The 16,099-nt window shown below is 36.5% G+C and carries 17 protein-coding genes and 1 other RNA gene; 12 read left to right on the top strand and 6 right to left on the bottom strand.

The window, feature by feature from the left end; translation table 11 throughout:
* Positions 1-39 precede the first annotated feature (39 nt).
* Genes ribD through ribH form a run of 4 tightly spaced genes read left to right on the top strand, consistent with a single transcriptional unit; the run spans position 40 to position 3,531 of the window.
* Positions 40-1,146: a bifunctional diaminohydroxyphosphoribosylaminopyrimidine deaminase/5-amino-6-(5-phosphoribosylamino)uracil reductase RibD gene (ribD, locus tag ACZOVS_RS01975; protein ID WP_483995558.1), complete on the top strand. Its 1,107-nt coding sequence runs from the start codon at positions 40-42 to the stop codon at positions 1,144-1,146.
* Positions 1,143-1,790 carry a riboflavin synthase gene (gene ribE, locus ACZOVS_RS01970; protein ID WP_483995557.1) on the top strand — a complete coding sequence of 216 codons (648 nt, stop codon included), beginning with the start codon at positions 1,143-1,145 and terminating at the stop codon, positions 1,788-1,790. Before ribD ends, ribE begins: the two co-directional genes overlap by 4 nt.
* A gap of 15 nt (positions 1,791-1,805) precedes the next feature.
* A complete protein-coding gene (locus tag ACZOVS_RS01965; RefSeq protein ID WP_483995556.1) occupies positions 1,806-3,059 on the top strand; it encodes a bifunctional 3,4-dihydroxy-2-butanone-4-phosphate synthase/GTP cyclohydrolase II in 1,254 nt (417 codons plus the stop codon).
* A 7-nt stretch (positions 3,060-3,066) separates the two neighbouring features.
* Positions 3,067-3,531: a 6,7-dimethyl-8-ribityllumazine synthase gene (ribH, locus tag ACZOVS_RS01960; RefSeq protein ID WP_483995555.1), complete on the top strand. Its 465-nt coding sequence runs from the start codon at positions 3,067-3,069 to the stop codon at positions 3,529-3,531.
* Positions 3,532-3,593: 62 nt separating this feature from the next.
* On the opposite strand, the gene ACZOVS_RS01955 is transcribed toward ribH, so the two are convergent.
* A complete protein-coding gene (locus ACZOVS_RS01955) occupies positions 3,594-5,063 on the bottom strand; it encodes a nicotinate phosphoribosyltransferase (RefSeq protein WP_483995554.1) in 1,470 nt (489 codons plus the stop codon).
* A gap of 428 nt (positions 5,064-5,491) precedes the next feature.
* Here ACZOVS_RS01955 and ACZOVS_RS01950 point away from each other — a divergent pair, with 428 nt between their 5' ends.
* The 4 genes from ACZOVS_RS01950 (at position 5,492) to ACZOVS_RS01935 (ending at position 7,873) form a co-directional block, all read left to right on the top strand.
* Complete coding sequence (locus tag ACZOVS_RS01950; RefSeq protein WP_483995553.1) at positions 5,492-6,172, top strand: MIP/aquaporin family protein; 681 nt, start codon at positions 5,492-5,494, stop codon at positions 6,170-6,172.
* Between the two features lie 149 nt (positions 6,173-6,321).
* Positions 6,322-6,419: signal recognition particle sRNA small type (ffs, locus tag ACZOVS_RS01945), an RNA gene on the top strand.
* Positions 6,420-6,428: 9 nt separating this feature from the next.
* The gene (locus ACZOVS_RS01940; protein WP_483995552.1) at positions 6,429-6,938 is read left to right on the top strand and encodes a hypothetical protein; all 510 of its coding nucleotides are present in this window, start codon (positions 6,429-6,431) and stop codon (positions 6,936-6,938) included.
* Complete coding sequence (locus ACZOVS_RS01935; protein WP_483995551.1) at positions 6,935-7,873, top strand: glycosyltransferase family 2 protein; 939 nt, start codon at positions 6,935-6,937, stop codon at positions 7,871-7,873. The genes ACZOVS_RS01940 and ACZOVS_RS01935 overlap by 4 nt, the downstream gene beginning before the upstream one ends.
* 183 nt (positions 7,874-8,056) lie before the next feature.
* Here the strand turns inward: ACZOVS_RS01935 and ACZOVS_RS01930 are convergent, their stop codons facing one another.
* Together ACZOVS_RS01930 and ACZOVS_RS01925 are read right to left on the bottom strand one after the other, a co-directional pair.
* The gene (locus ACZOVS_RS01930) at positions 8,057-8,461 is read right to left on the bottom strand and encodes an exodeoxyribonuclease X C-terminal domain-containing protein (protein WP_483995550.1); all 405 of its coding nucleotides are present in this window, start codon (positions 8,459-8,461) and stop codon (positions 8,057-8,059) included.
* 59 nt (positions 8,462-8,520) lie between these two features.
* On the bottom strand, positions 8,521-8,889 hold the full coding sequence (locus ACZOVS_RS01925; protein ID WP_483995549.1) for a DMT family protein: 369 nt from the start codon (positions 8,887-8,889) through the stop codon (positions 8,521-8,523).
* 319 nt (positions 8,890-9,208) lie between these two features.
* On the opposite strand from ACZOVS_RS01925, the gene ACZOVS_RS01920 reads away from it, so the two are divergent.
* From ACZOVS_RS01920 to ACZOVS_RS01905, 4 genes are read left to right on the top strand one after another with little or no spacing between them, the layout of a single operon-like run.
* Positions 9,209-9,784 carry a D-sedoheptulose-7-phosphate isomerase gene (locus ACZOVS_RS01920; protein WP_483995548.1) on the top strand — a complete coding sequence of 192 codons (576 nt, stop codon included), beginning with the start codon at positions 9,209-9,211 and terminating at the stop codon, positions 9,782-9,784.
* 2 nt (positions 9,785-9,786) lie between these two features.
* Positions 9,787-10,326: a D-glycero-alpha-D-manno-heptose-1,7-bisphosphate 7-phosphatase gene (locus ACZOVS_RS01915; RefSeq protein WP_483995547.1), complete on the top strand. Its 540-nt coding sequence runs from the start codon at positions 9,787-9,789 to the stop codon at positions 10,324-10,326.
* Positions 10,327-10,371: 45 nt separating this feature from the next.
* Complete coding sequence (locus ACZOVS_RS01910) at positions 10,372-11,859, top strand: sodium:solute symporter (protein ID WP_483995546.1); 1,488 nt, start codon at positions 10,372-10,374, stop codon at positions 11,857-11,859.
* Complete coding sequence (locus ACZOVS_RS01905) at positions 11,856-12,980, top strand: DUF4831 family protein (protein ID WP_483995545.1); 1,125 nt, start codon at positions 11,856-11,858, stop codon at positions 12,978-12,980. Before ACZOVS_RS01910 ends, ACZOVS_RS01905 begins: the two co-directional genes overlap by 4 nt.
* Before the next feature lie 106 nt (positions 12,981-13,086).
* On the opposite strand, the gene ACZOVS_RS01900 is transcribed toward ACZOVS_RS01905, so the two are convergent.
* From ACZOVS_RS01900 to ACZOVS_RS01890, 3 genes are all read right to left on the bottom strand, one after another.
* Positions 13,087-13,974: a DMT family transporter gene (locus tag ACZOVS_RS01900; protein ID WP_483995544.1), complete on the bottom strand. Its 888-nt coding sequence runs from the start codon at positions 13,972-13,974 to the stop codon at positions 13,087-13,089.
* A 71-nt stretch (positions 13,975-14,045) separates the two neighbouring features.
* Positions 14,046-14,501, bottom strand: a complete 456-nt coding sequence (locus ACZOVS_RS01895; protein WP_483995543.1) for a DUF3127 domain-containing protein — start codon at positions 14,499-14,501, stop codon at positions 14,046-14,048.
* 302 nt (positions 14,502-14,803) lie between these two features.
* A complete protein-coding gene (locus ACZOVS_RS01890; protein WP_483995542.1) occupies positions 14,804-16,027 on the bottom strand; it encodes a tetratricopeptide repeat protein in 1,224 nt (407 codons plus the stop codon).
* Positions 16,028-16,099 lie beyond the last annotated feature (72 nt).

The raw sequence follows: 16,099 nt of genomic DNA, 5'->3' as shown, positions 1-16,099 counted from the left end.
ATATGTATTATGCCCTGTTGACACTAAGGGGCTTTTTTTATGTCATATAACGAAACAGATATAAAATTTATGCAAAGAGCTGTCTCTTTGGCTCGTAAAGGCGGGGGATTCGTTCACCCCAATCCTCTCGTGGGTTGTGTCATAGTAAAAGATAATATGGTAATAGGCGAGGGCTACCATGAATATTATGGTGGATTACATGCAGAACGTAATGCTATAATGCATTGTAATACCGATATTTATAATGCTTCACTTTATGTTACACTTGAACCGTGTTGCCATTATGGTAAAACTCCTCCTTGTACCGATATTATTATCGAAAAAGGGATTAAAAACGTTTTTGTCGGCATTTCGGACCCAAATCCTGTGGTGTCGGGTAAAGGCATGAAAATACTTCAGGAACATGGCGTCAATGTTACATGCGGTCTGTGTGAGGATGAGATAAGGGAAATGAATAGAATATTCCTTAAATATATCACAAAAAAAACACCGTACGTGTTGATGAAATGCGCGATGACCTTGGATGGCAAGACTGCTACATTCACAGGAGATTCAAAATGGATATCAAATGAGAACTCCAGAAAACTTGTTCATGAACTGAGAAACGAGTTTATGGCAGTGGCAGTCGGCATAAACACCGTAATAGCTGACGATCCTTTGCTTAACTGTAGATTGCAAGGACATGTCTGCCAGCCTGCACGTATCATCATAGACACTAAAGCCTCCATACCTATAGATTCTAAAATAGCGAAAACTGCAAAGGAATACAGAACTATTGTGGCTCATGGTACTTCTGCTGATAAGGATAAACTGAAAATGCTTAACACTCTCAATATCGAAACAATGGAATGCGAGGAGATTGAAAACCATGTCGATATAAGAGATATGATGATGAAATTAGGAGTTATGGGTATAGATTCTATTATCCTTGAAGGTGGTGGCACAGTCAATGAGGCTTTCCTTAAAGCAGGCTGTGTCGATGAGGTGATGTTCTTTATAGCACCTAAGATAATAGGCGGTGCCAATGCCAAAACTCCGGTGGAAGGTAACGGTATGGACTTAATGGCAAATGCCATTCAACTTACGGACATTAAAACAGAAATGATATGCGACGATATACTCGTCAATGGTAAAATAAAAAAATGAAAGATATGTTTACAGGGATAATAGAAGAAATAGGCAAGGTGAAATCAGTGGTACGACATTATAACAGTATCAAACTGACGATACAGGCATCTGAGATTCTTGAAGATATCAAAATTGGAGACAGTATAGCCACCAATGGTATATGTCTTACCGTAACGGCTTTCGATACTAACAGTTTTACTGCTGATGTCATGCCGGAGACGATGAAACGTACCAATTTCAAAGACTTGAAAGTCAATGATATGGTAAATCTCGAAAGAGCCATGCCTGCCAATGGTCGTTTCGGAGGCCATATAGTGTCCGGCCATATTGACGGAACAGGGATAATAACACGCATCGTCAAGGATGACACTGCCGTACGTCTCAGCATTGCCACCTCTCCTGAAATATTGCGTCTTATCGTTGAAAAAGGTTCTATCGCTATAGATGGAATATCGTTGACTGTTACTGAAGTGAACAACGAATTTTTCTCAGTATCAGTGATACAACATACTCAGTCTGTCACTACATTGACATCAAAACATATTGGCGATACCGTAAATCTTGAAAATGATATTATCGGCAAATATGTCATGCGGTTTGTGAGTCCTGAAGAAAAGAAAAAGGGCATTTCATATAATTTTTTATTGGAAAACGGATTTTGATTTAAGATAATGATTATGAATAACGGTTTTAACACTATTGAAGAAGCTTTGCAAGACCTTCGCGAAGGAAAGATGGTTATTGTCGTCGATGACCCGGAACGCGAGAATGAAGGCGATTTGATCTGTGCTGCAGAATTTGCCACTTTGGAAAACGTGAACTTCATGGCATCATACGGCAAAGGTCTTATATGTATGCCTATGAGCAAGTATTATACACATAAGTTGAAACTAAATCAGATGGTTACGGAGAATACCGATAACCATTGTACTGCATTTACAGTATCCATTGACCACATAGATACCACGACAGGCATCTCGGCATTAGAACGTTCCATTACTGCTATGAAAGTCGTTGAAGATGATAGCCGTCCTGAAGATTTCAGACGTCCGGGGCACATGTTCCCTCTTGAGGCAAGAGAAGGAGGGGTGCTGAAACGCGGAGGACATACAGAAGCTACTGTCGATCTCATGCGGATTGCCGGACTTAAAGAATGTGGATTGTGTTGCGAAATAATGCGTGATGACGGTACCATGATGCGTACAACGGAGTTGCTCGAATTTGCAAGACGCAATAATCTGAAAATAACATCTATAGCTGAACTTATAAAATACAGAAGAAAGACAGAAGTGTTGATAGAGAAAGTAGCAGAAGCAGAACTGCCTACTAAATACGGCACCTTTAAAGCTATAGGCTATATAGATAAAATAACAAAAGAACATCATGTGGCTTTGGTGAAAGGTGATTTAAGCGGAGATGAACCTGTATTATGCCGTGTACATTCGGAATGCCTCACCGGTGATGCTTTCGGCTCATTGCGTTGTGACTGCGGAGACCAGCTGCAAGAGGCAATGAGACGTATAGAAGCAAGGGGCAGAGGCGTTCTCCTCTATCTGCGTCAGGAAGGTAGGGGCATAGGTCTTATGAATAAACTGAAAGCCTATCATCTGCAAGATGGAGGCATGGATACAGTAGATGCCAACCTCGCTCTTGGTTTCGCTGCCGATATGCGTGACTATGGCACCGGTGCTGAAATACTCGCTGACCTCGGAATACGTAAAATAATTGTTATGACCAACAACCCTAATAAAATAACAGGTCTTGGCGCTTATAACATAGAAATAGTAGGGAGAGAACCAATAGAAATAGACTCAAACGATAATGACGCTTTCTATCTGTACACCAAATATAAAAGAATGGGACATATATTACATGTCAAAGACATAACTTTGTCAGATAAAAACTACGAAAATAAAAATACAACAAAATAACAACATTATGAATATTATAGAAGGAGAACTTTTGGCCGAGGGTCACAAAATAGCTATTGTGGCAAGCCGTTTCAACGAAATTATCACCAACAAACTGTTGAGTGGTGCCATCGACGCCTTTGTTCGCCATGGCGGTAAAGAAGACGATATTGACCTTGCATGGGTGCCGGGTGCATTTGAAATACCGGTAGTGGCAAAGAAAATGGCTGAATCTAAACGTTATGATGCTGTGGTTTGTCTCGGTGCTGTGATAAGAGGTGCAACACCTCATTTCGACATGGTCGCCAACGAGACAACAAAGGGCATAGCACAAGTATCTCTGCAGACAGGCGTTCCTGTGATTTTCGGAGTGCTTACCACTGACAATATTGAACAGGCTGTCGAACGCGCAGGTTCAAAAGCCGGCAACAAAGGCTTCGAAGCTGTGACTACAGCGATAGAAATGATAAATCTTATAGGAAAACTGAAGTAATACGCTATTTATCAATTAAAAAAAGAAGGCGGTTTGTCATTGGTTGAAACCGTCTTCTTTCATTATTCAAAATTCTCTATTTCTTTAACTAAGTTATTGATAAGATTTTCTTTCAAATCATATAAGTCATCAGATATGTCCGTCTTATAAAAATGAGGATTTACCAAACGTTTCTCCGTATCGTCAAGACGGCTGAGATTTTCGAGATAATAATTGCGTTTTTCCTGAATGCTGACATCGTCGAGTATAACGACACCGTCTTTCATTACTTGTTGCTGTAAAACAGAAAAACCATATTTACCGGCTTGGAAAGTGGTGCTTTTAAATCTGTCACGCTCATCTCTTAACATAATAGTCTTTCCGTATTCTATGTCTTTTGACAACTTGTCGCCTCTAAGGCAAGTAACATCAGCCTTGAACTTGTTGTTTTGGATGATACGGTAAGTAATCTGGAACCCCGGGTTTATCAATTTTGAAGATTCTTCAGAACGTTTCAATACAGGTTTGTCATCAATTTGAACAAGTTTGTAAACATTACCGAAACATGGATTGTGTTTACTTGTAGCTATGGCATCGCCTACACCGTATGAATCGACCTTACAACCTTGTCTTTCCAAATCAGTGATCAGATATTCGTCAAGTGCGTTGGTGGCAAATATTTTACAGTTTTTTAATCCTGCATCGTCGAGTATCTCACGGCATTTTATTGATAGATATGTCAAGTCGCCACTGTCGAGACGTATGCCATAACCGTATGGATAGGAGTCGTCTATGCCATTGTCTTTAAATGCTTTTATGGCATTTTTTATTCCGCATTTCAAGGTGTCGTATGTATCGACCAACAATATCAACACTTCTTTTTGGTGAGATTTGATATAACAGTCGAATGCCTGATATTCTCCATGAATAGAACAACCGAATGCTGTCACGAAACTATGAGCCATGGTACCTGTCGAAGGGAACCCGAATTCAATGCCGGTGACTATGTTGGATGTATTCTGACAACCGCCTATATAAGCTGCTTTGGCGCCGTAAATGGCAGCCCATGGACCATGGGCGCGTCTGCTGCCGAATTCACTGACAGGCTTGGTGGTGCTTCGTGTAACCCTCGAAGCTTTGGTGGCTATAGCCATCTGATGATTCATGATACATAACAACGGAGTCTCAAGGACCTGTGCTTCAATAACGGGACCTTCTACTGTAATAATCGGTTCTTTAGGAAATGCTATCTCACCTTCACGCATGGCATAAACATTACCTGTGAATCTCATAGTCGAGAAATAACGTCTTATTTCGGCATACTCCTCTCCGGGCAAGAAACTCTCGAAGAAATGTTCATCGGTATTGCCAAGACCTTCTATCATCTTCAAAGCTTCGCTGACTCCGCTGACAACAGCCCAGTTGTTAGTATCCGGTGCCTTGCGGTAAAACAAATTGAAAATGGCACGCCTGTCTTTCATGCCGTTGTCATAAAACGACTTTCCCATGGTATATTGGTACTTGTCTGAACAATATGAAACATTCAATTCCATGATTCCTATGTGAATAAAGATTTGTTTAAACGACTTTTCTCACTGCAAAGGTACGTATTTTATTTTATAAACAAAACCATAATATACAAAACACATTCTTGATATTACAAATATTCCGTTATCAGATAAACGATATGCTGTTTTAGATCAGCTTATTAAAGTACCATAAATCTGATATATGACAAAACCAATCATGCTGCCATAATTTATTTTTTTGACGTTTGATAAATTTTTTGTCATTTCCTTTATGAAAATTGACAAAAACATGAACAAAATTGTTATATTTGCCATGACAAGTAGGAATATAATCTAAAAGAAGTGTAATAATCCACATTGAAGACAATTGTTGTCTATGGCGACATTGATAATAAGCAAATTAAAAACAATTAACATAGTTTAACGACATGTAAAATCTAAAATTTACTGATATGAAGAAATATTTAGCTGAAATGATAGGGACCATGGTATTGGTTCTTATGGGATGCGGAAGCGCGGTATTTATCGGTGGGTGCGGGACACCTGCCCAAGTTTTGACAGTGGCTTGTGCTTTTGGTTTGTCCGTTGTTGCCATGGCGTATGCCATAGGCGGTATATCGGGTTGTCATATCAATCCTGCCATCACTCTCGGTGTTTGGATATCGGGAAGAATGAACGGCAAAGATGCATTGTGTTACATGTTGTTTCAAGTAATAGGTGCATTCATTGGTTCGGCAATACTATATGCTTTGACATCTACTATAGACATGACTTACGCCACTGAGACAGGCGCCAACGTTACAAACAGCGTCAGTGGCGGTCTTATTGCCGAAATAGTATTCACTTTCATATTCGTATTGGTTGTTCTCGGCTCTACAGATTCCGAAAAAGGAGCCGGCAACATGGCAGGACTTGCTATTGGACTTACTTTGGTTTTGGTACACATAGTTTGTATTCCCATCACGGGCACATCGGTAAACCCTGCAAGAAGTATAGCTCCTGCAGTGTTTGAATGTGGCAAGGCTCTCTGTCAACTTTGGATATTCATCGTTGGACCTTTCATCGGTGCTGCCATTGCTGCATTGGTATGGAAATTCTTCGGTTGTAACAAATGTTGCTGCAAAAATCAATAATCTATGACTTTTTCGTCGCAAAAACTATGTTAAAATAGATAAGACGGTCTTTTTACGACCGTCTTGTTTTTTATAACTTCATCATTATCATGATAATAAAAAAAACAAAAAAAAGTTTGACATAATAATAAAATTACTATTTTTGCATTGGGTAAGTCTTATACGACCAGCTCCTGTCAAATCCCCCAGGACCGGAAGGTAGCAAGGGTAGATGGTCGAGCGGTGCGATATGAGTAGCTTACCCTTTTTCGTCATTATGTTTACAAACCCTACATACACAAATAAACAATTTTGGCTCTCTATCATAGTGTCAGGGCTTTGTATCGGTGTCATCATGATACTGACACATTCTTATTTGTTGTATTTTTTCGGTATGGAAAACTCATATTGGCATAGTTTGCTGTATATATTGCCTCTCTTACTTCTTTCCATTGCTGTTGCCTTGTTTAAACATCTCTTCGTTTGGGAGTCGTTTTCTTTCAAGTCGGCTTTCTTGATGACTTTTATGATAGGTCTGCTGTATTCGATAATACTGAGTTTATTCATGCTGTTTTCATATAACATATTCAACTTCCTGGACATGAAATTTTCATTGGGTATCTTGTCTTATAATAATGAAGATATTACATTGCAAAATAATGAATTGACAATGCAATTACTGTCACCTGCTGCGACTTCTCTGTCCATGTTGGTGGTTAATATCATTTTAGACCTTGTTTATTCTCTGATAATTGCTACCTTTGCAAAACAAAACAAGTCGGTATGAACATTAGTGTTATTATCCCTCTTCTTAATGAAGAAGAATCTCTTCCGGAATTGGAAGCCTGGATTAGTCGTGTCATGAACGATAATGGTTTCACTTACGAGATAATATTTGTAGATGATGGCTCTACTGATTCTTCATGGCATATCATTAAAGAATTGTCTTTGAAAAACGATGCTGTAAAAGGTATTCGTTTTAGAAGAAATTACGGCAAATCCGCTGCCCTAAACGAGGGCTTTAAAATGTCTCATGGCGATGTTGTGATAACTATGGATGCGGACCTTCAAGACAGTCCGGACGAGATACCGGAATTGTACAACATGATAATGGATAAAGGCTACGACTTGGTATCCGGCTGGAAAAAAGTACGTTATGACTCCAAAATAGCTAAAAACATACCATCTAAATTCTTCAACTGGTCAACAAGAAAAATGTCAGGCATAAAATTGCATGATTTCAATTGCGGACTTAAAGCATATAGAAGCGAAGTTGTCAAGAGTATTGAAGTCTATGGTGAGATGCACCGTTATATCCCTGTCATTGCCAAAGCGGCAGGTTATTCACATATAGGAGAAAAGGTTGTTCATCATCAAAAAAGAAAATACGGCACTTCAAAATTCGGCATGAGCAGATTCATACGCGGATATCTCGACCTGCTGACAATATCTTTTATCTCTAAATTCGGTAAACGTCCCATGCATCTATTCGGTGGCATAGGTACCATAATGTTTATCATAGGTTTTGTCATGGGAGCTTATCTCGCATATCAAAAAATAGTAAATTCGGTATTTGGAATGACATCCAGACCTTTGTTTTATCTCGCATTGATAAACATGATAATAGGTGTGCAGTTCTTTCTTGCCGGATTTCTTGCCGAAATGATTCAGTCTATGGCTCCAAACAAAAAACAATACGGGATAGCAGAGAGAATAGATTGAAAATCAAAATATTGGGACTTAAAGAAAATTTCTTTTTTTAGAATCGGATATTAAAAAAATTATATAATACAAATAAAAAAACGACTCAGTCTTTGAGTCGCTCTATTAAATAAAAAAACGTAAAAGACAATAAACACGATGTTTTTTTATTTTCAATATCACATAAACATCATATTACGGTAATCAATATCCGTCAAAATTGTCATCATAGTCATTATAACTGTCATCTACGAAGTCATCTTCATCATAATACTCGTCTTCGAAATCATCATCCATCAGCATGTCTTCTTCTTTGTCCCAATCGAAATCGTCTTCAAATTTAGCTTCATCGAAATCGTCAATATCATTCATGGTATCGACGAAATCCGCCAACTCGTCATCACTCATCTCATCAAGATTGGCAGATAATAATCTATTGTCACGTTCAACAGTTTTCAACTCCTTCAAAACATTAGGAGCTATATAAAACTCATCTATGTTTTCTTGACAATACTTGATATATTTAGGATCTGTTTCAAACACTTCAGCCAAAGTCTTTCCTTCGTACTTTCCAAAGGTAAAGATTGAATCAATGTCATAGAATTTCATACCTATACTTTTTTACATTAGACTTCAAAAATAATACTTTTCTTAATATAAAACAACAATTATTTCTTAAAAATAAAGTACACAGCAAGAACAAGAAAACCAAAACCGACCAAATGGTTCAATCGTAAGGTTTCATTTTTAAAAACCAAAATACTTATCAGCATGAAAACCGTAAGACTTACACACTCTTGAATCACTTTCAACTGCACCAGGGAAAAAGGTCCACCATTTATTGATGAACCGAACCTGTTAGCCGGAACCATAAACAGATACTCGAAAAAAGCAACACCCCAACTACATACTACTATGAGTATCAATGGCCAATTATCTATCAACTTCATCTCGGTCAATTTAAGGTTGCCATACCATGCAAATGTCATGAAAATATTTGAAACAATAAGAAATAAAACAGTGTAAAGTCCTCTCATATCTATTTAAAATTCAATAATTTATAAAAAATCTTTTTGTATCTTACAATCTTTGTTTTTGCACTGCAAATATCAACTATTTTCGTAAATCATCATTGAGAATTCTTGAAATATTAATACTTTTAACATTATTTTGCAAAATTCCGTGCTTCTTATCCTTAACACAACGTTTTTCTGAATATTTATTATAACTATAAGTTCTTCAAATGTAATAAAAATGTAAAAATCATGTTATACTTTATGTAGTTTTATCAATTGACTTTTAAACAACATTAACGACAATTAAAGATTTTTGACTAAGTTTGCAAAAAATACAAATATGTACAACATACAAAATATAATTTCTGAATCTATTAACGTAAAACAACAGATATTCAACGATAATTATCTTATTGAAAGAATAGATGCAGCTGCCGTTATGTGTGTGGATTCATTAAAACATCAAGGCAAGATTCATTTTTGCGGCAATGGCGGAAGTGCAGCTGATGCACAACATCTTGCCGCCGAATTAAGTGGCAGATTTTACTATGACAGACCTCCTTTAAATGCGGAGGCTCTGCATGTCAATACCAGTTATCTCACGGCTGTTGGTAATGACTATTCTTTTGATGAGATTTATGCCAGAGTGCTAAAGGGTACTGCTCACGGAGGTGATGTGTTGTTTGCCATAAGTACCTCAGGTAATTCAAAGAATATCTTAAAAGCTATTGAGACAGCTAAACAACTGAATGTCAAAGTTGTAGGAATGACAGGGGCGAGTGGGGGATTAATGAAAGACTGTTGTGATGTCCTGCTTAATGTTCCAAGTAGCTGTACGCCAAGGATACAAGAGGCCCATATCATGATAGGTCATATAATTTGTGAGATAATAGAATCTATAATTTTCCCAAGATAACAATGACAAACAACTGGATTAACTCTATAGACAAAACATGGTCTCTGTTTCTTGACCGTGATGGAGTGATAAACAAACGCATCATTGACGGATACGTTAAAAAAATCGATGAGTTTGTATTTATTGACGGTGTAATTGAAGCGTTCCGTGTATTTGCCGAGAAATTCGACAAAATATTCATCGTCTCCAATCAACAAGGTGTCGGAAAGGGTGTTATGACAGATGCCGAACTTGATGATGTCAATGGTTTTATGATGAAGAAAATAATCATGGCAGGGGGCAGAATAGACAGAATTTATTGTTGTACACAGTTGAAATCTACTTTGGGTAACTATAGAAAACCTAATCCTGAGATGGCATATATGGCAGTTCGAGACTTCAATGTCAACCTCTCGAAATCCATTATGATAGGGGATACTGATTCTGACATTGAATTTGGGAAAAATGCCGGTATGTACACTGTACTCGTTGGAGATGAGGCAGTCAAAACAAAACCAGATGCTGTTTTCGATACTCTTGCAGACTTTTCCATGATATTATAGTGATACTTTAAATATATATATAAAATACATTGATTATCAATATTTATGACAACTACAATACTTACAGTTTTTATAGTTTACACCATACTTATTCTGTTGATAGCGCATATCACGTCAAAGAAATCTACAAACGAAGCTTTTTTTAACGGCAATCGTAAATCTCCATGGTTTGTTGTTGCATACGGCATGATAGGAGCCTCATTGTCGGGAGTAACATTCATGTCGGTGCCTGGCGGCGTTTATACCGGGCATTTTACGTATTTGGGCATTGTATTCGGTTACGTCATAGGATATGCTGTCATTGCCTGGATTTTATTGCCTTTATATTATAAACTGAAACTGACCTCCATTTATTCATATCTCGAGATGCGTTTCGGACAAAATTCCGAGAAAACAGGTGCTGCCTTCTTCATAATATCGCGCCTTATTGGTTCTGCATTGCGTATGTATTTAGTCGTCTTTGTGTTGTATGAATTTGTCTTTAAGACTTTCGGAATACCGTTTTTCGTTCCGGCTATCATTTTTGTCGCTTTAATACTTATCTATACTTTTAAAGGAGGTATCAAAACTGTAGTCTGGACTGACACTCTGCAAACTACATTTCTTATACTTGCTGCCGTCCTTACTGTGGTTTTCTTACTTAAGAAATTAGATATGTCAATCTTCGAAGTGTTGTCATTATCTGCAGAAAAAGGCATAACAAAAGTTTTCGAGACAGACTGGACAAACAATAAATTTTTTGTAAAACAAATACTTAGTGGCGCTTTCATTACCATTACCATGACAGGTCTCGATCAGGATATGATGCAGAAAAACCTCACCTGCAAAACATTGCGCGATGCTCAGAAAAATGTAATGACATCAAGTTTGCTTTTTATAATCGTCAATATAATATTTCTTTGTCTTGGAGCCACTCTGATATTTTATGCACAACAAACCGGATTCCAACTTCCTGTAAATGAAAATAATGTTGTGATTAATGATATGATATTCCCTTCAATAGCATTCTCGTTGAGCAGTTTGACAAGCATTTTTTTCATAATAGGTATAATAGCGGCAGGTTATTCCAGTGCTGACGGCACTCTGACTGCCTTGACAACGACATTCTGTTTCGACTTCATGCATATTGACAAAAATACAAAACTGACGGAAAACGAAATAGCCAAACGCCGTAAAATCATTCATATATGCTTTGCAGTACTGTATTTGCTCATTATCATACTTTTCAGACCTTTTCACAATGACTCTCTCATAGATAAACTTTTCGATATAGCCGGTTATACATACGGCCCTTTACTCGGACTTTATTCTTTTGGTCTTTTTGTGAAAAACAGGACTCCGAACGACAAATTAGTTCCTTATATAGCAGTGTTGTCTCCTGTTATAAGTTATTTGTTAAACCTTTATTCCGAGGAATTGTTCTTCGGATATAAATTCGGATTCGAAATTCTTATAGTCAATGGATTGATAACTTTCATGGCTTTATTGGCAATAAGTAAAAAAACAGTTAATAATCAAAATGAAATACCATGAAAAAATTATTTCTTTTAATCATGCTTTGTGCATCTTTCTATGCTAATGCACAATATATTACGACTCATGCAAAAAATGATTTCTCCAAACAAACCGATGGTATCTACTACTATCTGCCACGAAACGTGTTGCGTATAGATATTATGGTGGAACAAACCGATTACCATAAAGGTCCTCTTGCAGAATATGCGGAACAAATGTTAGGCGTTTATGACTATATCCGAACTGACGGTGTTTCGTATTCAATAAAAGATATTAAGATTTCTACCATTGCACAACCAGATCCTAACTTATGTTTTCAAGTATATGTGGAAGATAAAAACAGAGATGCATCTCCTCTTAATTTCAATTTTACACCTGATGGCGTGATAACTTCTTTCGGATATAGAGATGACATGATTCCCGCAGATGTTGGTTTAAAAGAAAAAGAAGAGCATCCTAAAGAAAAGCGACCTCATGAAAAAGACTTATTCCCTAAAAAAGACGAGGAAGTCTCTTTTATAAAAATACTGATGAATCCTGATAATGAAGATGAAAATTCCGGGTTACGTCAATTGACTTTGGAGGAACAGGCTGTTATCGCTGTTGATAATATAAACCGTATCCAACAGGCATATTACGACTTGGTGACCGGCTATCAGGAAGTAAATTACGGCAATACCATGAAATTCATGGTCCAAAAAACTTTGGAACTGAAAAATGAATATGAATGCTTATTTACCGGAAAAACTTCGAGAAGGATCATTAAAGAAACAATTTATATCACACCGGAACCGGGACAGGAAACTGTAAACGTGGCGAGATTCTCTTCTTCAGACGGCTTGCTGCCTGTCAATGCAAAAAAAGGCGAAATTATAAAAATGCAGTTTAAAAATGAGAATAACTTCAAGGATGTCAATTATTTAACAGATGAAGCCATAAAGACTTCCAACTTCAACAATAAATTGTTGTACAGAATACCCCGGAACACTACAGTAGAGATTTTGTTAGACAATGAAGTACTTGCAAGCAAACAAGTCAAAATAAGCCAGTTCGGTGTCATATTATCGTGTGTAATGAACAAAATGAAAATAAAATTCGATCCAAATACCGGTCAAATCATCTCTATATCGAGAGAATAGAATATATTGATAAAGATTTTATCATAAGTGAAGTGAATCAGGATGTTTTTTAATAACTTTCCAGATTTGCTTCGCTTGTTATATAGAGCAGGGAAGAGGTTTTGTATCATTTTTTACCGCTTTTCACAACGAGAAAACCTCCAAAAATTATCAAAATAGCACATATCAGCTGCATTATGTTAAGTTTGTCATGAAGAAAAATGTAGGAGAATGTCACTGCAACGACCGGTTGAAGATAACTGAAACTTGTTACTGTAGTCACTTTTAGATTCTGCAATGAAAAAGTATTAAGAAAATAACCTATCACAGTTACAATGATAACAACATAACATATCAACAACCAATGTTTTAGATTTAACGCCTGCCAGTTTGTTTCAAATATTTCTTTTGCAGTAAGAGGAATTATCATCAAGGAAGCGAAGATAAAGATATAAAATGTTAGGGTAAAAGAACCATATTTTCCTATATATTTCTTTACGATAATATTATATCCGGCAAGCATCAGAGCTGAAGCAAAAACCATGACGTTGCCTTCAGCAGAAGCGGAAGAACCTGATAACTTGTGTCCGTAACTGACAAGAATAACAGACCCAACAAGTCCAAACAAGACGCCTGTCACTTTGCCAACGGTAAGTTTCTCATGTAGAAATATTACAGATAGTATCAGAACTATGACCGGGACGCCGACCATAATTATACTGCCATCTATAGCGGATGTTTTTGACAGTCCTGTGAAATATATTATAAATCGTATCGCAAGTCCCAAAATAGCTGTTAATGCTATGATAATCAAATCAATTTTATCGACTTTTCTTATTTTTACAAACAAGGATATTACAAAAAACACTATTGCAGCAACAACGGTACGTAATCCCACAAGAGCTTTAGGTGTAATGTATTGAGGCATTAGATATTTAAGCACGACGAAATCGAGCCCGAAAATAATTGCAGAGACAGCAGCTGCAATGTAAGCATAAGCAGTTCTATTTTCCATAATAATAAAAGCAACCGTTGATTTACGGCTGCTTTTAAAACAGAAAATTATTAAAAATGTTTATAACAATCTTAGAATGGCAAATCATCGTCATTATCGACAGGAGGATAAAAATTATCCGGCATGCCGGGCATTTGTTGCTGCTGAGGCTGTTGCATGTAATTCTGCTGTTGAGGATAAGTTTGCTGCATCTGATTCTGCTGGTAGTCTTGATTCACAGGTTGCCGGTAATTTTGTACCTGAGAATTCTGCTGCGGTTGAATGCTGTTGTCAAAACGGATTGCTCTGACATCAGTGTAGTATTTACCATTATATTCGCGTGATTCAATGGAAATATCTATGGCAAGAGTTTTGCCCAATTCAAAAGCATTGGCTTCATCGACACGTTCATTCCAACATATTATACAAACCTTCTTGGGATATGTCTCAATTGTCTCAATGATAATCTCCATTTTTTTCCATTCACCACGTTGACTCGTACCTGTGACAGGTTCGTTACGCTGAATTAATTTCCCTATAATCTGCATATTCTGTGATTTTAATTGTTTCAAATTCAAATCTTTATAAGATATTTTTTAGTTTTCAATGATATGCAAAGATATAAAAATTTTTATAAGAAACGAAAAATTTACATTAATTAACCTTTCAAAATAAAAGGGAAATTATCCGTATGTTATGTGTAAAAAAGGTATTAAGCAAGCGATAATTTTCTTCAATAATGATATGAAAAGCAATTTTGCTATTTTGTAAAATAATATACATTATGTTAAATTATATTTGCAAATAAGAACCCGGAATTCAAGCCCGGGTTCTTTTCTCCTTTGTATTCTTACTTGTTCAACTCAGCTGCCTTGTCAGTCATCTTCAAACGATTATACAATGTTTTCAATGCTTGTTTGATAGCCTCGTCATCAGGAAGTAATTCGTATGATTTCTCTACGTATGGCAATGCTTTTTCATCGTATGATTTTGCTTCTGATATCAACTGATCATATTCCTTCACCATCTCAATGGGAAGATCATTAGCCTTGTTATAAAGTTGAGCCGCCTGGTCAATGTACAAACTGCCAATGTTGATATAAGCATTTTCATAATTAGGATCAATTTGAATAGCTTTAGTATAATATGAGACTGCTTCATCAATATTGAACAACTCGGATTCTGAATTGCCATAAATAGTGCCCAAAATAAAGTAATAAACCGGTTCTGTATTGAATTTCTCTGCTATTGCTATCAATTCATCGATGATTTCTGCTTCTCTGTTAAGAGTGATATATGTATTAATCATTTCATTGATAATATTGGCATCTTCAGGATATTTTTCTTTTCCTTTGAGCACTGTTTCCAACATTTTATCATTATCGCCAAGATTACGGTATGCAATAGTCAGATTCTGGTATATACCAGCCTTATCATAACCGTTATCCAACAAAGTTTGATAATATTCACAACTCTTTTCAAAGTCTCCGGCTCTCATCGATGACAATGCTGCATTTTCCAATGCACTGTTATCTTGTTCTCCTATAATAAGAGCTGCATCGTATGCTTTTTTAAAGTTTGTCGTAGCATCAACAAAATTCGATTCATTGAAATTGTTTGCACCTTTATCATAATATGCTGAACCAATTGATTTTATATATTGACTTATTTCGGCAATATTATCCTCATAATACTTTTGATTCAAAGTTTGGACTTTAGAAAATGCATCTAAACTTTTCTGGAAAGCATCTTGATCGAGGTCTGAAAATTCCGGATAAATTCCTATTTTATAATAAATTACACCATAATAATGCCATGCTTTGGCATCATTCATTGTCTGTTCATTAGCAACAGAAGCGTCTATAGCCTCTTTTGCCTTTTGGATATAAGCCTTAGCGCTTTTCATTTGTTTATCGGCTTTTTCGATACGATTCTGTGTACGTAAGACTTCTGCTTGCTCAATATACTGCTGTGCTGACTTATTGTGATTATATGCATTTTGCACTTGAAGATTTTGAGCTATAGCCAGGTGTCCAATGAAACCCAAAGCTAATACTAAAACTAATTTTTTCATACTAAATCAAATTTAATTTACAAATCTATTTACTTAAATAATTCATATTCAAATTCAATATACAAATCTATA

This window comes from Candidatus Limimorpha avicola (assembly GCF_056978975.1).
Note: the sequence above shows the minus strand (reverse complement) of the source record. Positions and strands in the feature narration are given on the sequence as shown.